Source organism: Curtobacterium sp. SGAir0471 (assembly GCF_005490985.1).
Lineage (GTDB): Bacteria > Actinomycetota > Actinomycetes > Actinomycetales > Microbacteriaceae > Curtobacterium.
In genome coordinates this window covers 2411091-2425301 of record NZ_CP027869.1, presented here as the reverse complement: position 1 = coordinate 2425301, position 14211 = coordinate 2411091, and the positions used below count along the sequence as shown (strand labels likewise).

The window sequence follows — 14211 nt, the reverse complement described above, 5'->3', positions numbered from 1 at the left end:
GACACCGCACCACACAGCAGCACCCGACAGCACGACCAGCACCACCGCACCACCTCCTGCACCACCTCAACGACGAGAAAGTAGAGAGTCATGCGCACTGCCATCCGCGCACTGGCCATCACCGCGGCCGCGGCACTCACCGTGACCGGCCTCGCAGCCTGCTCCTCGGGATCGTCCGGTTCGTCCGGCGACTCGAAGACGCTCACCTACTGGGCGTCCAACCAGGGCACGTCCCTGCAGAACGACAAGGAGGTGCTCACCCCCGTCCTCGAGAAGTTCACCAAGGAGACCGGGATCAAGGTGAACCTCCAGGTCATCGGTTGGAACGACCTGCAGACGAAGATCACGACCGCCGTCACCTCGGGTCAGGGCCCGGACGTGGTGAACATCGGCAACACCTGGGCGACCTCGCTCCAGGCCACCGGCGCCTTCCAGGAGTTCGGCGACTCGGAGATGAAGGCGATCGGCGGTGCCGACAAGTTCGGCAAGGTCGCGCTCTCCACCGGCGGTGCCCCCGGCAAGACCGTCACGAGCGTCCCGCTCTACGGTCTCGCGTACGGCCTGTACTACAACAAGCAGATGTTCCAGGACGCCGGTCTCCAGGCACCCACCACGTGGGAGGAGCTGACGGCGGACGCCAAGAAGCTCACCACGGGCGACCAGTACGGCTTCACCATCGCCGGTGGGTCGTACACCGAGAACGCCCACTTCGCGTTCATCAACTCGGCGCAGAACGGTGGCGAGTGGTTCGACAAGGACGGCAAGCCGACCTTCACCGAGAAGGCGAACGTCGACGGCATCAAGCGCTACCTCGACCTGATGCAGTCGGACAAGGTCGTCAACACCTCGAACGCCCAGTACGACAACGGCACGCAGGCGGTCTCGGACTTCGCGAACAAGAAGGCCGCGATGATGCTGACGCAGAACAACGCGAACGCCACCATCACCTCCAACGGCATGTCCGCTGACCAGTTCGGCGTGGTGCCCTTCCCGGCACCCGAGGGCGCGAAGGACATCGCGTCCTTCCCGGCCGGCATCAACCTGTCGATCTTCAAGAACACGAAGAACAAGGACGGCGCGCTCGAGTTCGTGAAGTTCATGACGAGCGAGTCGACGCAGAGCACGCTCGACAAGCCGTACTCGGCCCTGCCGGTGCTCGCCTCCGCTGCTGACTCGGTCACCGACGAGCAGACGAAGACGTTCCTCGACATCTACAACAACAAGGCCAAGCCGCTCCCGCTGGTGCCCGCCGAGGACCAGTTCGAGTCGACGGTCGGCAAGGCGATGAACGACATGTTCGCCAAGATCGCCACCGGCGGCACGGTGTCCGACAGCGACATCAAGACGGCCCTGCAGACCGCGCAGGACCAGGTCTCGCAGTCGGTCGGCTAGTCGGCCTGGAGGCCCGGGGCGCGTCCGCAGGACGCGCCCCGGGCCTCGCCCCTCCACACCCGGCCCCGTGCCGGGGTGAGCCGATCGGCTCACGCTGGTCGATCCTCCAGGCCGCTGCCACGGCCCGGCGGACGACGCACCCGATCCCGTCATCGCCGGAAGGCCACCACCCATGACCACCTCGGTCCTGCCCGACTCCGAGCGCATCGACCTGACCCGTACGAAGGCCCCGACCCTGTCGGGGCCGCAGCCGGGTCGGAAGCCGAAGCGCCACTGGCTGCCGTACGCGCTCGTCGCACCCGCTGTCCTGTTCGAGCTGCTGATCCACATCGTGCCGATGCTCACCGGCATCTGGATCTCGTTCGTCCAGCTCACCAAGTACTTCATCGCGAACTGGGGTGCCGCGCCCTTCGCCGGGCTGCGCAACTACTCGGTCGCGATCGACTTCGACCAGGCCATCGGCAAGGGCGTCCTCAACTCGTTCCTCATCACCTGCGGCTACACGATCATCGTCGTCGCCCTGGCGTGGACCTTCGGCATGGCTGCGGCGGTCGCACTGCAGAAGCCGTTCAAGGGACGCGGGCTCTTCCGCACGCTGTTCCTCGTGCCCTACGCGCTGCCGATGTACGCCGGCATCATCACCTGGAAGTTCATGTTCCAGCGGGACTCGGGCGCCGTGAACCACGTCCTCGTCGACCAGCTCGGGCTGTTCGGCGGGCAGGGGCCGTTCTGGCTGATCGGCTCGAACGCGTTCGTGTCCGTCGTGGTCGTCGCGATCTGGAAGACCTGGCCGTTCGCGTTCCTCATGCTCATGGCCGGGCTGCAGTCCGTCCCGAACGACGTGTACGAAGCCGCGTCGGTGGACGGCGCGAAGCCCTTCCGCCAGTGGCGCTCGATCACGCTGCCGATGGTCCGACCGGTCAACGTGACACTCGTGCTCGTGATGTTCCTCTGGACGTTCAACGACTTCAACACGCCCTACGTGCTGTTCGGATCGACCGCGCAGCCGCCGGCAGCCGACCTGCTCAGCTTCCACATCTACAACGCGTCGTTCATCACCTGGAACTTCGGCTCCGGTGCCGCGATGAGCGTCCTGCTCCTGCTCTTCCTGCTCATCGTCACGGGCATCTACCTGGCCGTGACCAACCGGAGGTCCGTCCGTGCGTGAAACAATGGGCGCCAAGTCCTTCAAGGTCGTCACGATCGTCCTGCTGACGCTGTTCACGGTCGTGCCGCTCTACGTGATGATCACCACGGCGATGAAGCCGCTCGGTGACGTGCAGAACAACTTCACGTGGATCCCGACGACCATCACCTTCCAGCCGTTCATCGACATGTGGTCCACGGTGCCGCTCGCGAAGTACTTCGTGAACTCGCTCGTGGTCTGCACGATCGCGACGCTGTTCTCGCTGATCATCGCGACGTTCGCGGCCTACGGCGTCTCGCGGTGGAACTTCCGGGGCAAGAGCACCTTCACCACCGCGGTGCTCTCCACCCAGATGTTCCCGGGTGTGCTGTTCCTGCTGCCGTTGTTCCTCATCTTCACGAACCTCGGCAACGCGCTCGGCATCCAGCTCGTCGGGTCGTGGCTCGGGCTCATCATCACCTACCTGACGTTCACGCTCCCGTTCTCGATCTGGATGCTCTCGGGCTACTTCGAGACCATCCCGCGCGAGCTCGACGAGGCCGCGATGGTCGACGGCTCGGGTCCGATGGGTGCGCTGTTCCGGGTCATCCTGCCCTCGGCCCGCCCGGGTCTCGTCGCGGTCGGCATCTACTCGTTCATGACCGCGTGGGGCGAGGTCCTCTTCGCCTCGGTGATGACGAACGGGGACGGGCAGCTGCTCGCGAACGGTCTGCAGCAGTACTCGACGCAGACGAACGTGTACTGGAACCAGATCATGGCGGCGTCGCTCGTCGTGTCGATCCCGGTCGTGGTGGCGTTCCTCATCGTGCAGCGCCAGTTCGTGGCCGGCCTGACCGCGGGCGCAGTGAAGTAGGCGGAGCGCTCTCACTCGTTCGGACGGTTCCCGCTCGGCACTTCCCGCTCGGGCAGGTCCCCGCTCGGGCAGGTCCCGCTCGGGCACTTCCGCGAAAGCGACAGATCTGCGGCAACGGTCGCCGGAGATCTGTCGCTTCCGCGCATCAGACAGGATGGACGGATGACCGGGACACGCGGGCGGCAACTGCTGCCGGGACAGACCAGCCGAGTGCACGTGTACGACGTGGCCTCGCGGACGAGTCGGCTCGTGTTCGAGTCGGACACGGTGCTCGTCGAGGCGCCGAACGTCCTCGACGACCGCACGCTCGTGCTGAACGGGGACGGTGACCTCTGGCTGCTGCCGCTCCCGCAGCCCGGCGACGACCGCGTGCTCGACGAGACCGCGCTCGTGCCGGTGCCGATGCCCGGGGTCGGCGAGATCAACAACGACCACGTGCTCGACCCGTCGGGGGAGTCCGTCGTGGTGAGCGCCCGGGACGGTGAGCTGTACCGCGTGCCGCTGCCCGAGGGGGGCTCGGCCACACGCATCACCGACACGCGCGCGGCGCTGCCGGTCGTTCGGAAGTACTACCTGCACGGCATCGCGCCGGACGGCTCGTCGCTCGCGGCGATCGTGGGGGAGCGGACGCCCGAGGGCGTCTGGACGACCGACGTCGCCCTCGTCGACCCGGTGTCCGGAACCACGACGTTCCTGACCCGGGACGAGCACCCGGACGACGGCTGCGCGATCACGCCGGACGGCCGGACGCTCCTGTTCAACACCGAGCGCTTCACGCCGGGCACCGCTCAGCTCGCAGCGCTCCGACTCGACGCATCCGGCGACGGCGACCACGACGGTGACGACGACGACGGCGCTGGCGGTGGCACCACGGGCCGCGCCGCCGCGGGCGCTCCCGTACGGATCACCGCCGACGATCGGGTGGACTGGTTCCCGCACCTGTCCCCGGACGGCGCGCACCTGCTCTACCTGTCGTACGAGCCCGGCGTGCAGGGGCACCCCGCCGACCACCGGGTGGAGCTGCGGCTGCTGCCCGGGGTCCTGACGCGGGGTGCGCGGATCGCCGTCCTGCCCGCGACCCTCGTGGTGCTCGACGGCGGCCAGGGGACGGTCAACGTGCCGCCGTGGTCGCCCGACTCGCGCTGGTTCGCGTACTGCGACTACCCCGTGGCCTGAACCCGGCGGACGAGACGGCGGGTCAGCCGGCGTCGCCGTAGGTGCGGCGCAGGTGCTCGGCGTAGCCCCCGGGGGTCCGTCCGGCGAAGCGGCCGCTCGTGACCACCGGCAGCTCGGTCGTCGCCCGGACGTCGAGCCCGAGCGCCCGCGCCCGCTCCACCAACCGGACGTCCTCGTGCTCCGGGACCGGATCGAACCCACCGAGTGCGGTGTCGGCGTCCGCACGCACGCCGAGGTTCGCACCGTGCACGTGCCCGAGCGTGGCCCCCGGTGGGTGCGCCGCACGCCAGCGGTCGAGCACGGCGGGGTCGAGGTCGTCCGGGTCGGGGACCACCGCGCCGACGAGCACGTGCGCTCCGGTGAGCAGTGCGTCCACCTGCTGCACGAGCCAGTCCGGGTGGACCCGCGAGTCGGCGTCGGTGTGGGCGAACCAGTGCCGGTCGGGCGGCGACGTCCGGGCGAGCGCCCGGGCGTGCGCGGTCCCGACGGCCCGGGCACGACCCACGCCGACGCGCGGCGACGTCCGCACGTGGAGGTGTCCGGCCCGCCACACCGGGTCGGTCTGCCGGGTCGCCTCGACGATGCCGGCGGTACCGTCGGTGCACCCGTCGAGGACGAGCGTGACGCCGGACCGTACCGACGGGTGCGCGGTGTGCAGGGTCGTGACGGCAGCGGCCAGCGCGTCGAGGGCAGCGCGCACCGAGCTCTCCTCGTCGTGGACCGGTACGACGACGTCGACACGGGCGGTGCTCACCGGACGAACCCCTCGGCGCGGGCGGTGCTCACCGGACGAGCCCCTCGGCGCGGCCGACCGAGGTGACGGCCGGGCCGGGCAGCACGCTGAGCACGAAGTCCTCCTCGACGTGGCGCACGAGCGCGGGCCGCGGCCACCGGGCGGCGAGCCGGGCGTCCACCGTGTCGCCGCCGATCACCGCGTCGTCGTCCGGGTGACGCCAGTGGCAGGCGACGAGCACGCCGTCGTCGTCGAGCGACCCGAGCACCCGGTCCACGGTGCGGTCGAGGTCGTCGGGCGACAGGTAGTAGCCGACCTCGGACAGGACGACGAGGTCCCACCGCCCGTCCGGCCACTCGACGGGGAACGCGGCCGTCTCGAAGCGCGCGGCCGGTGCACGACGCCGAGCACGCTCGATCGCGGCGGCTGCGACGTCCGTCCCGAGCACCGCGTCCGCGCGCTCGGTCAGTGCTGCCGTGAGCACCCCGGTCGCGCAGCCGAGCTCGAGGGCCGACCGGAAGCGGGGGCGGGGCAGCGCGGCCAGCGTGACGGCACGCTTCCGCTGCTCGTACCAGGAGCCCTCGAAGTCCCACCCCTCGGGCTTCCGGGCGTAGTGCGCGTCGAACGACTCCCGCGAGCGCGACCGCAGCGGCGCGAAGAGCCACTCCTCGGCGCGCAGGTGGTGCGCGGCGTGGCGGTCGTCGACGATCGGCTCGTCGCCGGGTGCGTCGGACAACGGCTCCGTCTGGGACCGGTACGCGGCCAGCGCCCGGGCCTTCCGGTCGCGGACGTCGGCGTCGAGGACGAGTGTGCGGGCCCGGTCCCACGGCATGGTGCGAGCAGCGGGGTCGTCCCAGTGCCAGGCCCACACCGGGTAGGCGAGCAGTTCCGTGCCCGGCGTCGCAGCGACCACCTGCTCCGCGACCTCGCCGGCGACCCGGTGGTCGCGGTGCCCGTCCCCGCGCCACGGCGCGACGACGAGCGTCGGACGTGGTGTCCCGGCGAGCCGGTGCTCGAGCGCGGCGCGCAGCACCTCCGCGTGCTCACGCACCGCACCGTCGGGGACGTCGAGCTCGGTGGCACCGGCGGTCGCGTGCAGCACCCGCAGCGCGGCCCGGAACTCGGCCGACCGGCGCGGGGCCAGGTCGGCCGGTGTCACGGTGTGGGAGTCGGGGTGGGAGCGCTCGCCGCGGGTGACGAGGAGCACGTGCACGGGGACGCCCGCGTCGGCGGCGGTCGCGACGAGCCCGCCGACGCCGAGGGTCTCGTCGTCCGGGTGCGGCGCGACGACGACCACGGCACCGACGCCCCGGAGGTCGACCGGGGCCGCGGGCACCGAGCGGAGGAACGCTGTCCACGCCGCGGGGTCCGTGCCGGGCTCGCGGTGGTCGAAGCTCACCACGCGACACCGCCGCGCTCGACGACGATCCGTCCGACCCGGGCGAGGTCCCGCTCCCCGTGGTCCTGCAGCACGTAGAGCCCGAGGTCAGCGACCCGTGCGGCGACCGCGGCGTCGTTCGCCAGCGGGGCAGGGCCGAGGGTCGCGACGACGCGCTGCGACACCGCGTCGACCGCGCGGCGCACCCGCGACCGCGTGACCTGTGCCACGAGCGACCAGTCGGTGTCGTCGTCCGGTCCGGCTGCACCGGTCGAGGCTTCGTCGATCCGGGCCGCGGCGGTCGCGAGCGCGTCCTCGGCGTCGGCGAGGTCAGCGACCGTGGCGCCGAGTGCGGCCTGCAGCAGCTCCGAGCCGGGTCGCGCCGCCGTGGCCGTCCGGAGCGCCCGTGCGAGCCCGACCGCGCCGCCCCACCAGCACGCGGCGACGCCGATGCCGCCCCACGCGAACCCCGGACGGGTCAGGTACCAGCCGGGAGCGCCGACCGCGGTGCCGACGACGCCGTCGAGGTCGACGGGACCGCTGGGGACGTCGGGCATCCCGCGGGCGACCCAGGCCTCGTCGTGCACGGTCACCCCGGGCTGGCGGAGGTCGACCGCGACGAGCTGGCGCTGCTCGCCGACGTGCGCCGTCACCAGGGCGTGGGTCAGGGAGGACGCGAGCGAGCACCAGGGCTTCGTGCCGTCGAGCCTGACGGCGCCGTCGGCGACGACGGCGCTCCCGGTCGCGACCGTGTCACCGGGCGTGACGGCACCGTCCGACGCGCCGCTGCCGGACGACGGCGTCGCGGTGACCCGGAGCCCCGGGGCCTCGGCCGCGAAGACACCCCAGGTCGACCCGGACGCCACCGCGGTGCCCGCCTGCGCGAGGATGCCGAGTGCGTCGAGGTGCGGCTCGACCGTCCGGGCGAGCGCGACGTCCGCGGCGGCGACCGCCGCCAGGGTGGCGAAGACCGGACCGGCCGTCCCCGCGGTCAGCACCGGGGTGGTGTCGGCGAGCACCTGCGCGAAGGCGAGACGGTCCGCCGGCGAGGACCCGGTCCTCCCGGCCGCCGCCTCGACGGACGCCGTGTCGACGAGCGAGACGGACGCGGGCCAGGCCGGGGATCGCAGCATGCGGCCGACCGTACGGCGGCGGTGCCGTGCGGCCGTCCGGGGACCGCGTCGTGCGGCTCGTGCGACAGGGCGGGACGGCCGGGCCGTGGGCAGCGAGCGGCCCGGCGAGCGAGCAGCCGAACGGTGCAGGCGTCCGTCGGACGATCCACAGAGCGGGGAGGGGTGCTCCACAGACCGCTCATAGGAACCGCACCGATCCTCGATGACGTGACCATCTCCCAGCCCGCCGCAGCCCCCCGCCTCACCCGCGCCGACGGTTCGCCGTTGCGCATCCTCGTCGTGGACGACGAGGCCAGCCTGACCGACCTGCTCTCGATGGCGCTCCGCTACGAGGGCTGGGACGTGAAGAGCGCGAACGGCGGTCAGGAGGCCCTGACGACGGCACGCGAGTGGAAGCCGGACGCGATGGTGCTCGACGTGATGATGCCCGACCTCGACGGACTGCAGGTCCTCGGCCGACTGCGGCAGAACAACGACGACACCCCGGTGCTGTTCCTCACCGCCAAGGACTCCGTCGAGGACCGCGTCACCGGGCTGACCGCGGGCGGCGACGACTACGTCACGAAGCCGTTCTCGCTGGAGGAGGTGGTGGCGCGGCTCCGCGGGCTCATCCGCCGCTCGCAGATCTCGGTGTCCGAGGCCGGTGACTCCCGCATCGTCGTCGGGGACCTGGTGCTCGACGAGGAGTCGTACGAGGTGTCCCGCGCCGGACGGCCGATCGAGCTCACGGCGACCGAGTTCGAGCTGCTCCGCTTCCTCATGCGCAACCCCCGCCGGGTGCTCTCGAAGGCGCAGATCCTCGACCGGGTCTGGTCGTACGACTTCGGCGGCAAGTCCAGCGTCGTCGAGATCTACATCTCCTACCTGCGGAAGAAGATCGACGCCGGCGAGACCCCGATGATCCACACGGTGCGCGGCGTCGGGTACGTCATCAAGCCGACCTCGTGACGCTCCGTCGGCGCCTCGTCCTGAGCATCGTCGCGCTCGTCGTCGCCGTCAGCGCCGTCATCGGGGCGGGCAGCATCATCGCGCTGTTCTCGATCCAGCGGTCGGCGATCGACGAGCAGCTCGCGTTCGCGACGACCCGCGCGCAACGCTCGGTCGAACAGCAGGGACCGGGCGGGCCCGGACTCGAGATCGGTCGACCGAGCGGCCAGGCGGCCGGCACGCTGACCGCGTACTTCCTGGACGGCAACGCCGTCATCGGCAGCGTCCTCGACAACGCCGGGGACGTCGACCGGTTGGCGTCCTCAGCGGTGCGACCGCTCGGCGACGTCACCGTCGACGGTGCAGCGCACACCATCGACCTCGGCAGCGACCTCGGTCGGTACCGGGTCACCGCGGTGTCGCTCGGATCGGCCGTCCTGGTGGTGGGCCTGCCGATGGCGCCCGTCTACGAGAGCGTCTGGAAGCTCTTCGGCGTGGTGCTGGTGGTCACCGCGCTCGCCCTGCTCGCCGCGACCGGGGTCGCCGCCGTCGTCGTCCGTCGGTCGCTCCGACCACTCGAGCGGGTCGCCGAGACCGCGTCCTCCGTCGCACGGATGCCCCTGGAGCGCAGCGACGCCCTCGACGGTGTCCGGGTCCCCGACACCGACCCACGCACCGAGGTCGGCCGGGTCGGCACCGCCTTCAACCGCATGCTCGGACACATCGGGAACGCCATGCAGGCCCGGGAGCGCTCGGAGCAGAAGGTCCGGCAGTTCGTCGCCGACGCCTCGCACGAGCTCCGCACACCCCTCGCGTCGGTCCGCGGGTACGCCGAGCTCACCCGGCGGATGGGCGCGGACCTGCCGCAGGACGTCGTGTACGCGATGGGTCGCATCGAGTCGGAGTCGCTCCGGATGACGAGCATGGTCGAGGACCTGCTGCTGCTCGCCCGACTCGACGAGGGTCGCGAGGTCGAATTCGCCGACGTGGACCTGACCGGCCTCGTGCTCGACGCGGTGAACGACGCGCACGCCGCCTCGCCCGACCACGTCATCGCCGTGGACGTGCCCGACGAGCCCGTGGTCGTCCCCGGCGACGCCGCCCGGTTGCACCAGGTGGTCGTCAACCTCGTGACGAACGCCCGGACGCACACCCCGGACGGCACCCACATCACGGTCGGCCTCGCCCCCGTCGCCGACGGCGTCGACCTGACGGTCCGTGACGACGGGCAGGGCATCGACCCGGAGTTCCTGCCGAAGCTGTTCGAACGCTTCGCGCGGGCGGACAGCTCGCGGTCGCGGAGTGCCGGGTCGACGGGGCTCGGGCTGGCGATCGTCGACGCGGTCGTGCAGGCGCACGGTGGCCGGGTCGCGGTCGCGAGCGTCCCGGGGGACACCGTGTTCACCGTGCACCTGCCGGCCACCCGACCGGCGGGCGCGGGTGCACGGGACGTCACGGGTGACGAGGTGACCGCCTGACGGACGGGAGGCGCGGGGCGGGCCCGCACCGCGCCTCCAGACCGGCACTTGGTCACCGCCGGATCCTGTGGTACCTTCTTCGAAGCCAAAGACCGCCGGTCGTCTGTGCGCTCGCGCACAGACCGAAGGTCCTCACTCGTGGGGCAGCCAGCGCAGGTGTTCAGAACAACTCCTCCCGTTCGCGGGGGAGCAGCTCCGAGCCTCTGCGCCGGAGCTTTTTTCGTGTGGTGACCAGGGGCTAGCCGGCAAGAACCCCAAGGAGAACCATGGCGAACAAGGAAGCTGCGGTCGCCGAGCTCACGGAAGCATTCCAGAGCTCGAACGCCGTTCTGCTCACCGAGTACCGCGGTCTCACGGTCGCGCAGCTCAAGGAGCTCCGCAACTCGATCCGTGAGCACGCCACGTACGCCGTGGTGAAGAACACGCTGACCAAGATCGCGGCGAACAACTCCGGCATCACGTCGTTCGACGACGAGCTCGCTGGCCCGTCCGCTCTCGCCTTCGTCCACGGTGACACCGTCGCCGTCGCGAAGTCGCTGCGTGCATTCGCCAAGGCGAACCCTCAGCTCGTGGTGAAGGGCGGTTACTTCGACGGTAACCCGCTCACCGCGACCGAGGTGGACAAGCTCGCTGACCTCGAGTCCCGCGAAGTGCTGCTCGGCAAGCTCGCCGGCGCCTTCAAGGCCTCGCTGTTCGGTGCTGCGTACCTGTTCCAGGCACCCCTCTCGCAGGCCGTCCGCACCGTGGACGCCCTCCGCGAGAAGCAGGAGTCCGCGGCCTGATCAGGCACGCGTTCATCAACCACACGTACTAGCTAGTAGTAGGAGAAAATCATGGCGAAGCTTTCGCAGGACGAGCTCATCGAGGCCTTCAAGGAGCTCACGCTCATCGAGCTCTCGGACTTCGTGAAGAAGTTCGAGGAGGTCTTCGAGGTCACCGCTGCTGCCCCCGTCGCGGTCGCCGCGGCCGGTGGCGCTGCTGCCCCCGCCGAGGAGGTCGAGGAGAAGAGCGAGTTCGACGTCGTCCTCAAGTCGGCCGGTGACAAGAAGATCCAGGTCATCAAGGAGGTCCGTGGCCTCACGTCGCTCGGCCTGGGCGAGGCCAAGGCGCTCGTCGAGACCGCCGACGCCAAGATCCTCGAGGGTGTCAACAAGGAGACGGCCGACAAGGCGAAGGAGGCCCTCGAGGCCGCCGGCGCCACGATCGAGCTCGCGTAGTCTCGACCGTTCGGTCACGAAGGCCGCTGCCCCTCGGGGCGGCGGCCTTCGTCGTGCGCGGCGCATGTGCAGTGCGCTGGGACTTCACGCGCCCAGCGACACCTCACGGCCACCGGCGCCCGTGAGGTGTCGCTCAGGGCGTGAAGTCGTCGGGCGTCACACCAGCACGCCGTGAGCGCGGAAGAGTGCTCGCAGCCGATCCGGCTCGACGAGGTGCCACCAGGTCACCCGGATGACCGATCGCACCGCGGGAAGCGCTCGGATCCGGTCCTCGCGTCGCTTCTCGGCCCAGAGGACGTCGGCCGGATCACGCCCCTGCAGCATCGACGGGTCGACGTACTTCTGCCTGCCGTCGAACTCGACCACGACGCCGAGTGACGGGAACCAGAAGTCGACCCGGTCGACGGAGCCGTCACGATGCCGGAACTGCGCCTGGCTGGTCCACGCAGGGAGCCCGAGCTCCACGAACCGGGCCGACGCGAACGACTCGCCGACCGACTCGTGGAGCGGGTCCAGTGCCTGGAGCACGGCGGCTGCTCGGGCCGAGCCACGCGCGGGTCGCAGGGGGACGGCGGCCCGGAGTCGCTCGGTCCGGAGGTCATCCGAGCGGACGGCGGCGTCCACTGCCGCGACCGCGACGTGGTGCTCCGCCGTCGTCATGAGCGTGACAGCCGTCTCGAGCAGCGACGTCACGGGGACTCCGTCGAACGCGGCATCGGACGGATCGTGCCGTGGTGTGCCGGGGTGTCGGATCACACCGACGCGGTGCTGGATCACCGGGGCCGCGGGGTCCAGGACGTGGACGCGTTCGTCGACGCGGCCGATCCACGGCCAGCCGTGGATCAACGCCGCGGTGACGTGGGAGAACACGGAGCCGGGTCGCAGGGTCGGTGCTGCGGCCCGGGCTCGTGCGAGGTGCCGTCCGGCGGGAGAGAGGTGTTCCCAGTCCTCGATCGCCACGAACACGCCGGGCAGCAGTCGTACCAGGCGCCCGGCGGCGTGATGTCGCTGCAGCGCCCGGGTTCGAGCGGGGTCGCCGTGTGCCGCGCGGAGGATCGTGGGTAGTCGCCTGTGCTCGTGCATGAGCACGATGCTCGCCGCGAGCGCATCGCGGCGCGGTGACGGGCGCCGACCTGTGGACACGTCGACGTACTGGAGGAGCTGGGGAGGAGAGGCCTCACGCGCTCAGCGACAGCTCACGGCCGTGTCGGGCCGTGAACTGTCGCTGAGCGCGTGAAGTCGTCCGGCACGGCCGCGGGCGCAGCCGGCGCAGCCGCGCGCGTCAGCGCAGGGTGCTGTGGCGGCGGCCGTACGCCAGGTAGAGCACGGCGCCGGCGACCATCCACAGGCCGAACGCGATCCACGTGCCTGCGCCGAGGAACACCGCGAGCAGCACGCAGCACAGGGTCCCGAGGACGGGGACGACCGGGAACAGCGGCACCCGGTACGAGCGCTCGAGCTCCGGGCGGGTGCGGCGGAGCAGGATCACCGAGACGTTCACCAGGGCGAAGGCCACCAGCGTGCCGATGCTCGTCGCGTCGGCGAGCTCGCCGAGGGGGACCAGCGCTGCGCCGACCGCGACGACGATGCCCACGATGAGCGTGTTCGGCACCGGGGTACCCGTCCGCGGCGACACCCGGCCGAACACGGACGGCACCATGCCGTCCCGCGCCATCGTCAGCAGGATGCGGGTCTGGCCGTAGAGCACCGTGAGCACGACGCTCGCGATGGCGATGACCGCGCCGATCGAGAAGACGAGCGCGACGACCGGCTGACCGGTGACCTCGACCACGATGCGGACGAGCGAGGCCTCGTCGGACGAGAACGACGTCCACGGTCGGGCACCGATCGCGGCGATCGCGACCAGGATGTACAGCGTCGTGACGATGACGATCGACCCGATGATCGCTCGGGGGAGGTCACGGCGGGGGTCCTTCGCCTCTTCCCCCGCTGTCGAGGCGGCGTCGAACCCGATGTACGAGAAGAACAGGCGCGAGGCCGCGGCGGTCACCCCGGCAGCCCCCATCGGCGCGAGGGGTGCGAAGTTCTGCGACGAGAACGCCGTGAAGGCGACGACCACGAAGAACACGAGCAGCGCGATCTTCACGACGACCATGAGCGTGTTTACCCAGGCACTCTCGCGGGCACCCGGCAGCAGGACCGCCATCGCGAGGAGCACGAGCACCGCGGCCGGCAGGTTGACCACGCCGCCGTCACCGGGCGGGGCCGCGATCGCCGCGGGCAGGTGGAACCCGAAGACGCGCATGGTCTCGTCGACGTACTCGCTCGCTCCGACCGCGACGGCGGCGACGGAGACCGCGTACTCGAGCACGAGGCACCAGCCGCAGACCCAGGCGATGCCCTCGCCCATCGTCGCGTACGTGTACGAGTAGCTCGACCCCGATGTCGGCACCGCGCCGGCCATCTCGGCGTACGACAGGGCGGACAGCAGCGCGGCCACGCCGGCGAGCACGAAGGAGATCCAGACCGCCGGACCCGCCAGCGGCACGGCGGTCCCGAGCACGACCAGGATGCCGGTGCCGAGCGTCGCCCCGACGCTGATCATCGTCAGGTGCCAGACCCCGAGCGAGCGCCGGAGCGGCTCGCCGTCGACACCCGCCGCGGCCTCGGCCTGCAGTTGCTCGATCGGCTTGCGGCGAGCGAGCTGGTGACGGAGGGACGTGGGGCGGGTGGGCGCGGACGTCAATGGGACCTCGTGATCGGCGCGGGGAAGGGGACGGACGATGGTCGCACGGCCCCTGAACGGGGTCAAATAC

At 71.0% G+C, this 14211-nt stretch carries 13 protein-coding genes; 8 read left to right on the top strand and 5 right to left on the bottom strand.

From position 1 onward, the window contains the following. Positions 1-90: 90 nt before the first annotated feature. The 4 genes from C1N91_RS11165 (at position 91) to C1N91_RS11150 (ending at position 4568) form a co-directional block, all read left to right on the top strand. Positions 91-1392, top strand: a complete 1302-nt coding sequence (locus tag C1N91_RS11165) for an ABC transporter substrate-binding protein (RefSeq protein WP_137767765.1) — start codon at positions 91-93, stop codon at positions 1390-1392. 172 nt (positions 1393-1564) lie between these two features. Then, positions 1565-2560: a carbohydrate ABC transporter permease gene (locus C1N91_RS11160; RefSeq protein ID WP_175415997.1), complete on the top strand. Its 996-nt coding sequence runs from the start codon at positions 1565-1567 to the stop codon at positions 2558-2560. Continuing rightward, complete coding sequence (locus tag C1N91_RS11155; RefSeq protein WP_058727455.1) at positions 2553-3392, top strand: carbohydrate ABC transporter permease; 840 nt, start codon at positions 2553-2555, stop codon at positions 3390-3392. The genes C1N91_RS11160 and C1N91_RS11155 overlap by 8 nt, the downstream gene beginning before the upstream one ends. Positions 3393-3554: 162 nt before the next feature. Next, positions 3555-4568 carry a TolB family protein gene (locus C1N91_RS11150; protein ID WP_137767764.1) on the top strand — a complete coding sequence of 338 codons (1014 nt, stop codon included), beginning with the start codon at positions 3555-3557 and terminating at the stop codon, positions 4566-4568. 22 nt (positions 4569-4590) lie between these two features. Here the strand turns inward: C1N91_RS11150 and C1N91_RS11145 are convergent, their stop codons facing one another. The 3 genes from C1N91_RS11145 to C1N91_RS11135 are packed head-to-tail and all read right to left on the bottom strand — an operon-like array spanning position 4591 to position 7812. After that, a complete protein-coding gene (locus C1N91_RS11145) occupies positions 4591-5322 on the bottom strand; it encodes a glycosyltransferase (RefSeq protein ID WP_137767763.1) in 732 nt (243 codons plus the stop codon). A 28-nt stretch (positions 5323-5350) separates the two neighbouring features. Beyond that, positions 5351-6700 (bottom strand): bifunctional PIG-L family deacetylase/class I SAM-dependent methyltransferase, encoded by a 1350-nt coding sequence (locus tag C1N91_RS11140; protein ID WP_254678229.1) that lies wholly within the window; start codon positions 6698-6700, stop codon positions 5351-5353. Further along, on the bottom strand, positions 6697-7812 hold the full coding sequence (locus C1N91_RS11135) for an acyl-CoA/acyl-ACP dehydrogenase (RefSeq protein ID WP_137767761.1): 1116 nt from the start codon (positions 7810-7812) through the stop codon (positions 6697-6699). Before C1N91_RS11135 ends, C1N91_RS11140 begins: the two co-directional genes overlap by 4 nt. A 207-nt stretch (positions 7813-8019) precedes the next feature. Here C1N91_RS11135 and C1N91_RS11130 point away from each other — a divergent pair, with 207 nt between their 5' ends. From C1N91_RS11130 to rplL, 4 genes are all read left to right on the top strand, one after another. After that, positions 8020-8760, top strand: a complete 741-nt coding sequence (locus C1N91_RS11130) for a response regulator transcription factor (protein ID WP_175415996.1) — start codon at positions 8020-8022, stop codon at positions 8758-8760. Then, on the top strand, positions 8757-10217 hold the full coding sequence (locus C1N91_RS11125; RefSeq protein ID WP_137767760.1) for a sensor histidine kinase: 1461 nt from the start codon (positions 8757-8759) through the stop codon (positions 10215-10217). Before C1N91_RS11130 ends, C1N91_RS11125 begins: the two co-directional genes overlap by 4 nt. Before the next feature lie 266 nt (positions 10218-10483). After that, positions 10484-10999, top strand: a complete 516-nt coding sequence (rplJ, locus tag C1N91_RS11120; RefSeq protein WP_058727460.1) for a 50S ribosomal protein L10 — start codon at positions 10484-10486, stop codon at positions 10997-10999. A gap of 51 nt (positions 11000-11050) precedes the next feature. Further along, positions 11051-11434, top strand: coding sequence for a 50S ribosomal protein L7/L12 (gene rplL / locus C1N91_RS11115; protein ID WP_058727461.1), 384 nt, complete (start codon positions 11051-11053; stop codon positions 11432-11434). A gap of 156 nt (positions 11435-11590) precedes the next feature. On the opposite strand, the gene C1N91_RS11110 is transcribed toward rplL, so the two are convergent. Then, entirely contained in the window at positions 11591-12517 is a 927-nt protein-coding gene (locus tag C1N91_RS11110) for a hypothetical protein (protein ID WP_137767759.1), read from the bottom strand. A 199-nt stretch (positions 12518-12716) separates the two neighbouring features. Further along, positions 12717-14141, bottom strand: a complete 1425-nt coding sequence (locus C1N91_RS11105; protein WP_137767758.1) for an APC family permease — start codon at positions 14139-14141, stop codon at positions 12717-12719. Positions 14142-14211: the final 70 nt, after the last annotated feature.

Coding starts and splice junctions, on each gene's coding strand:
- C1N91_RS11165 (WP_137767765.1), top strand. CDS start 91: ATGCGCACTGCCATCCGCGCACTGGCCATCACCGCGGCCGCGGCACTC.
- C1N91_RS11160 (WP_175415997.1), top strand. CDS start 1,565: ATGACCACCTCGGTCCTGCCCGACTCCGAGCGCATCGACCTGACCCGT.
- C1N91_RS11150 (WP_137767764.1), top strand. CDS start 3,555: ATGACCGGGACACGCGGGCGGCAACTGCTGCCGGGACAGACCAGCCGA.
- C1N91_RS11135 (WP_137767761.1), bottom strand. CDS start 7,812: ATGCTGCGATCCCCGGCCTGGCCCGCGTCCGTCTCGCTCGTCGACACG.
- rplJ (WP_058727460.1), top strand. CDS start 10,484: ATGGCGAACAAGGAAGCTGCGGTCGCCGAGCTCACGGAAGCATTCCAG.
- rplL (WP_058727461.1), top strand. CDS start 11,051: ATGGCGAAGCTTTCGCAGGACGAGCTCATCGAGGCCTTCAAGGAGCTC.
- C1N91_RS11110 (WP_137767759.1), bottom strand. CDS start 12,517: ATGCACGAGCACAGGCGACTACCCACGATCCTCCGCGCGGCACACGGC.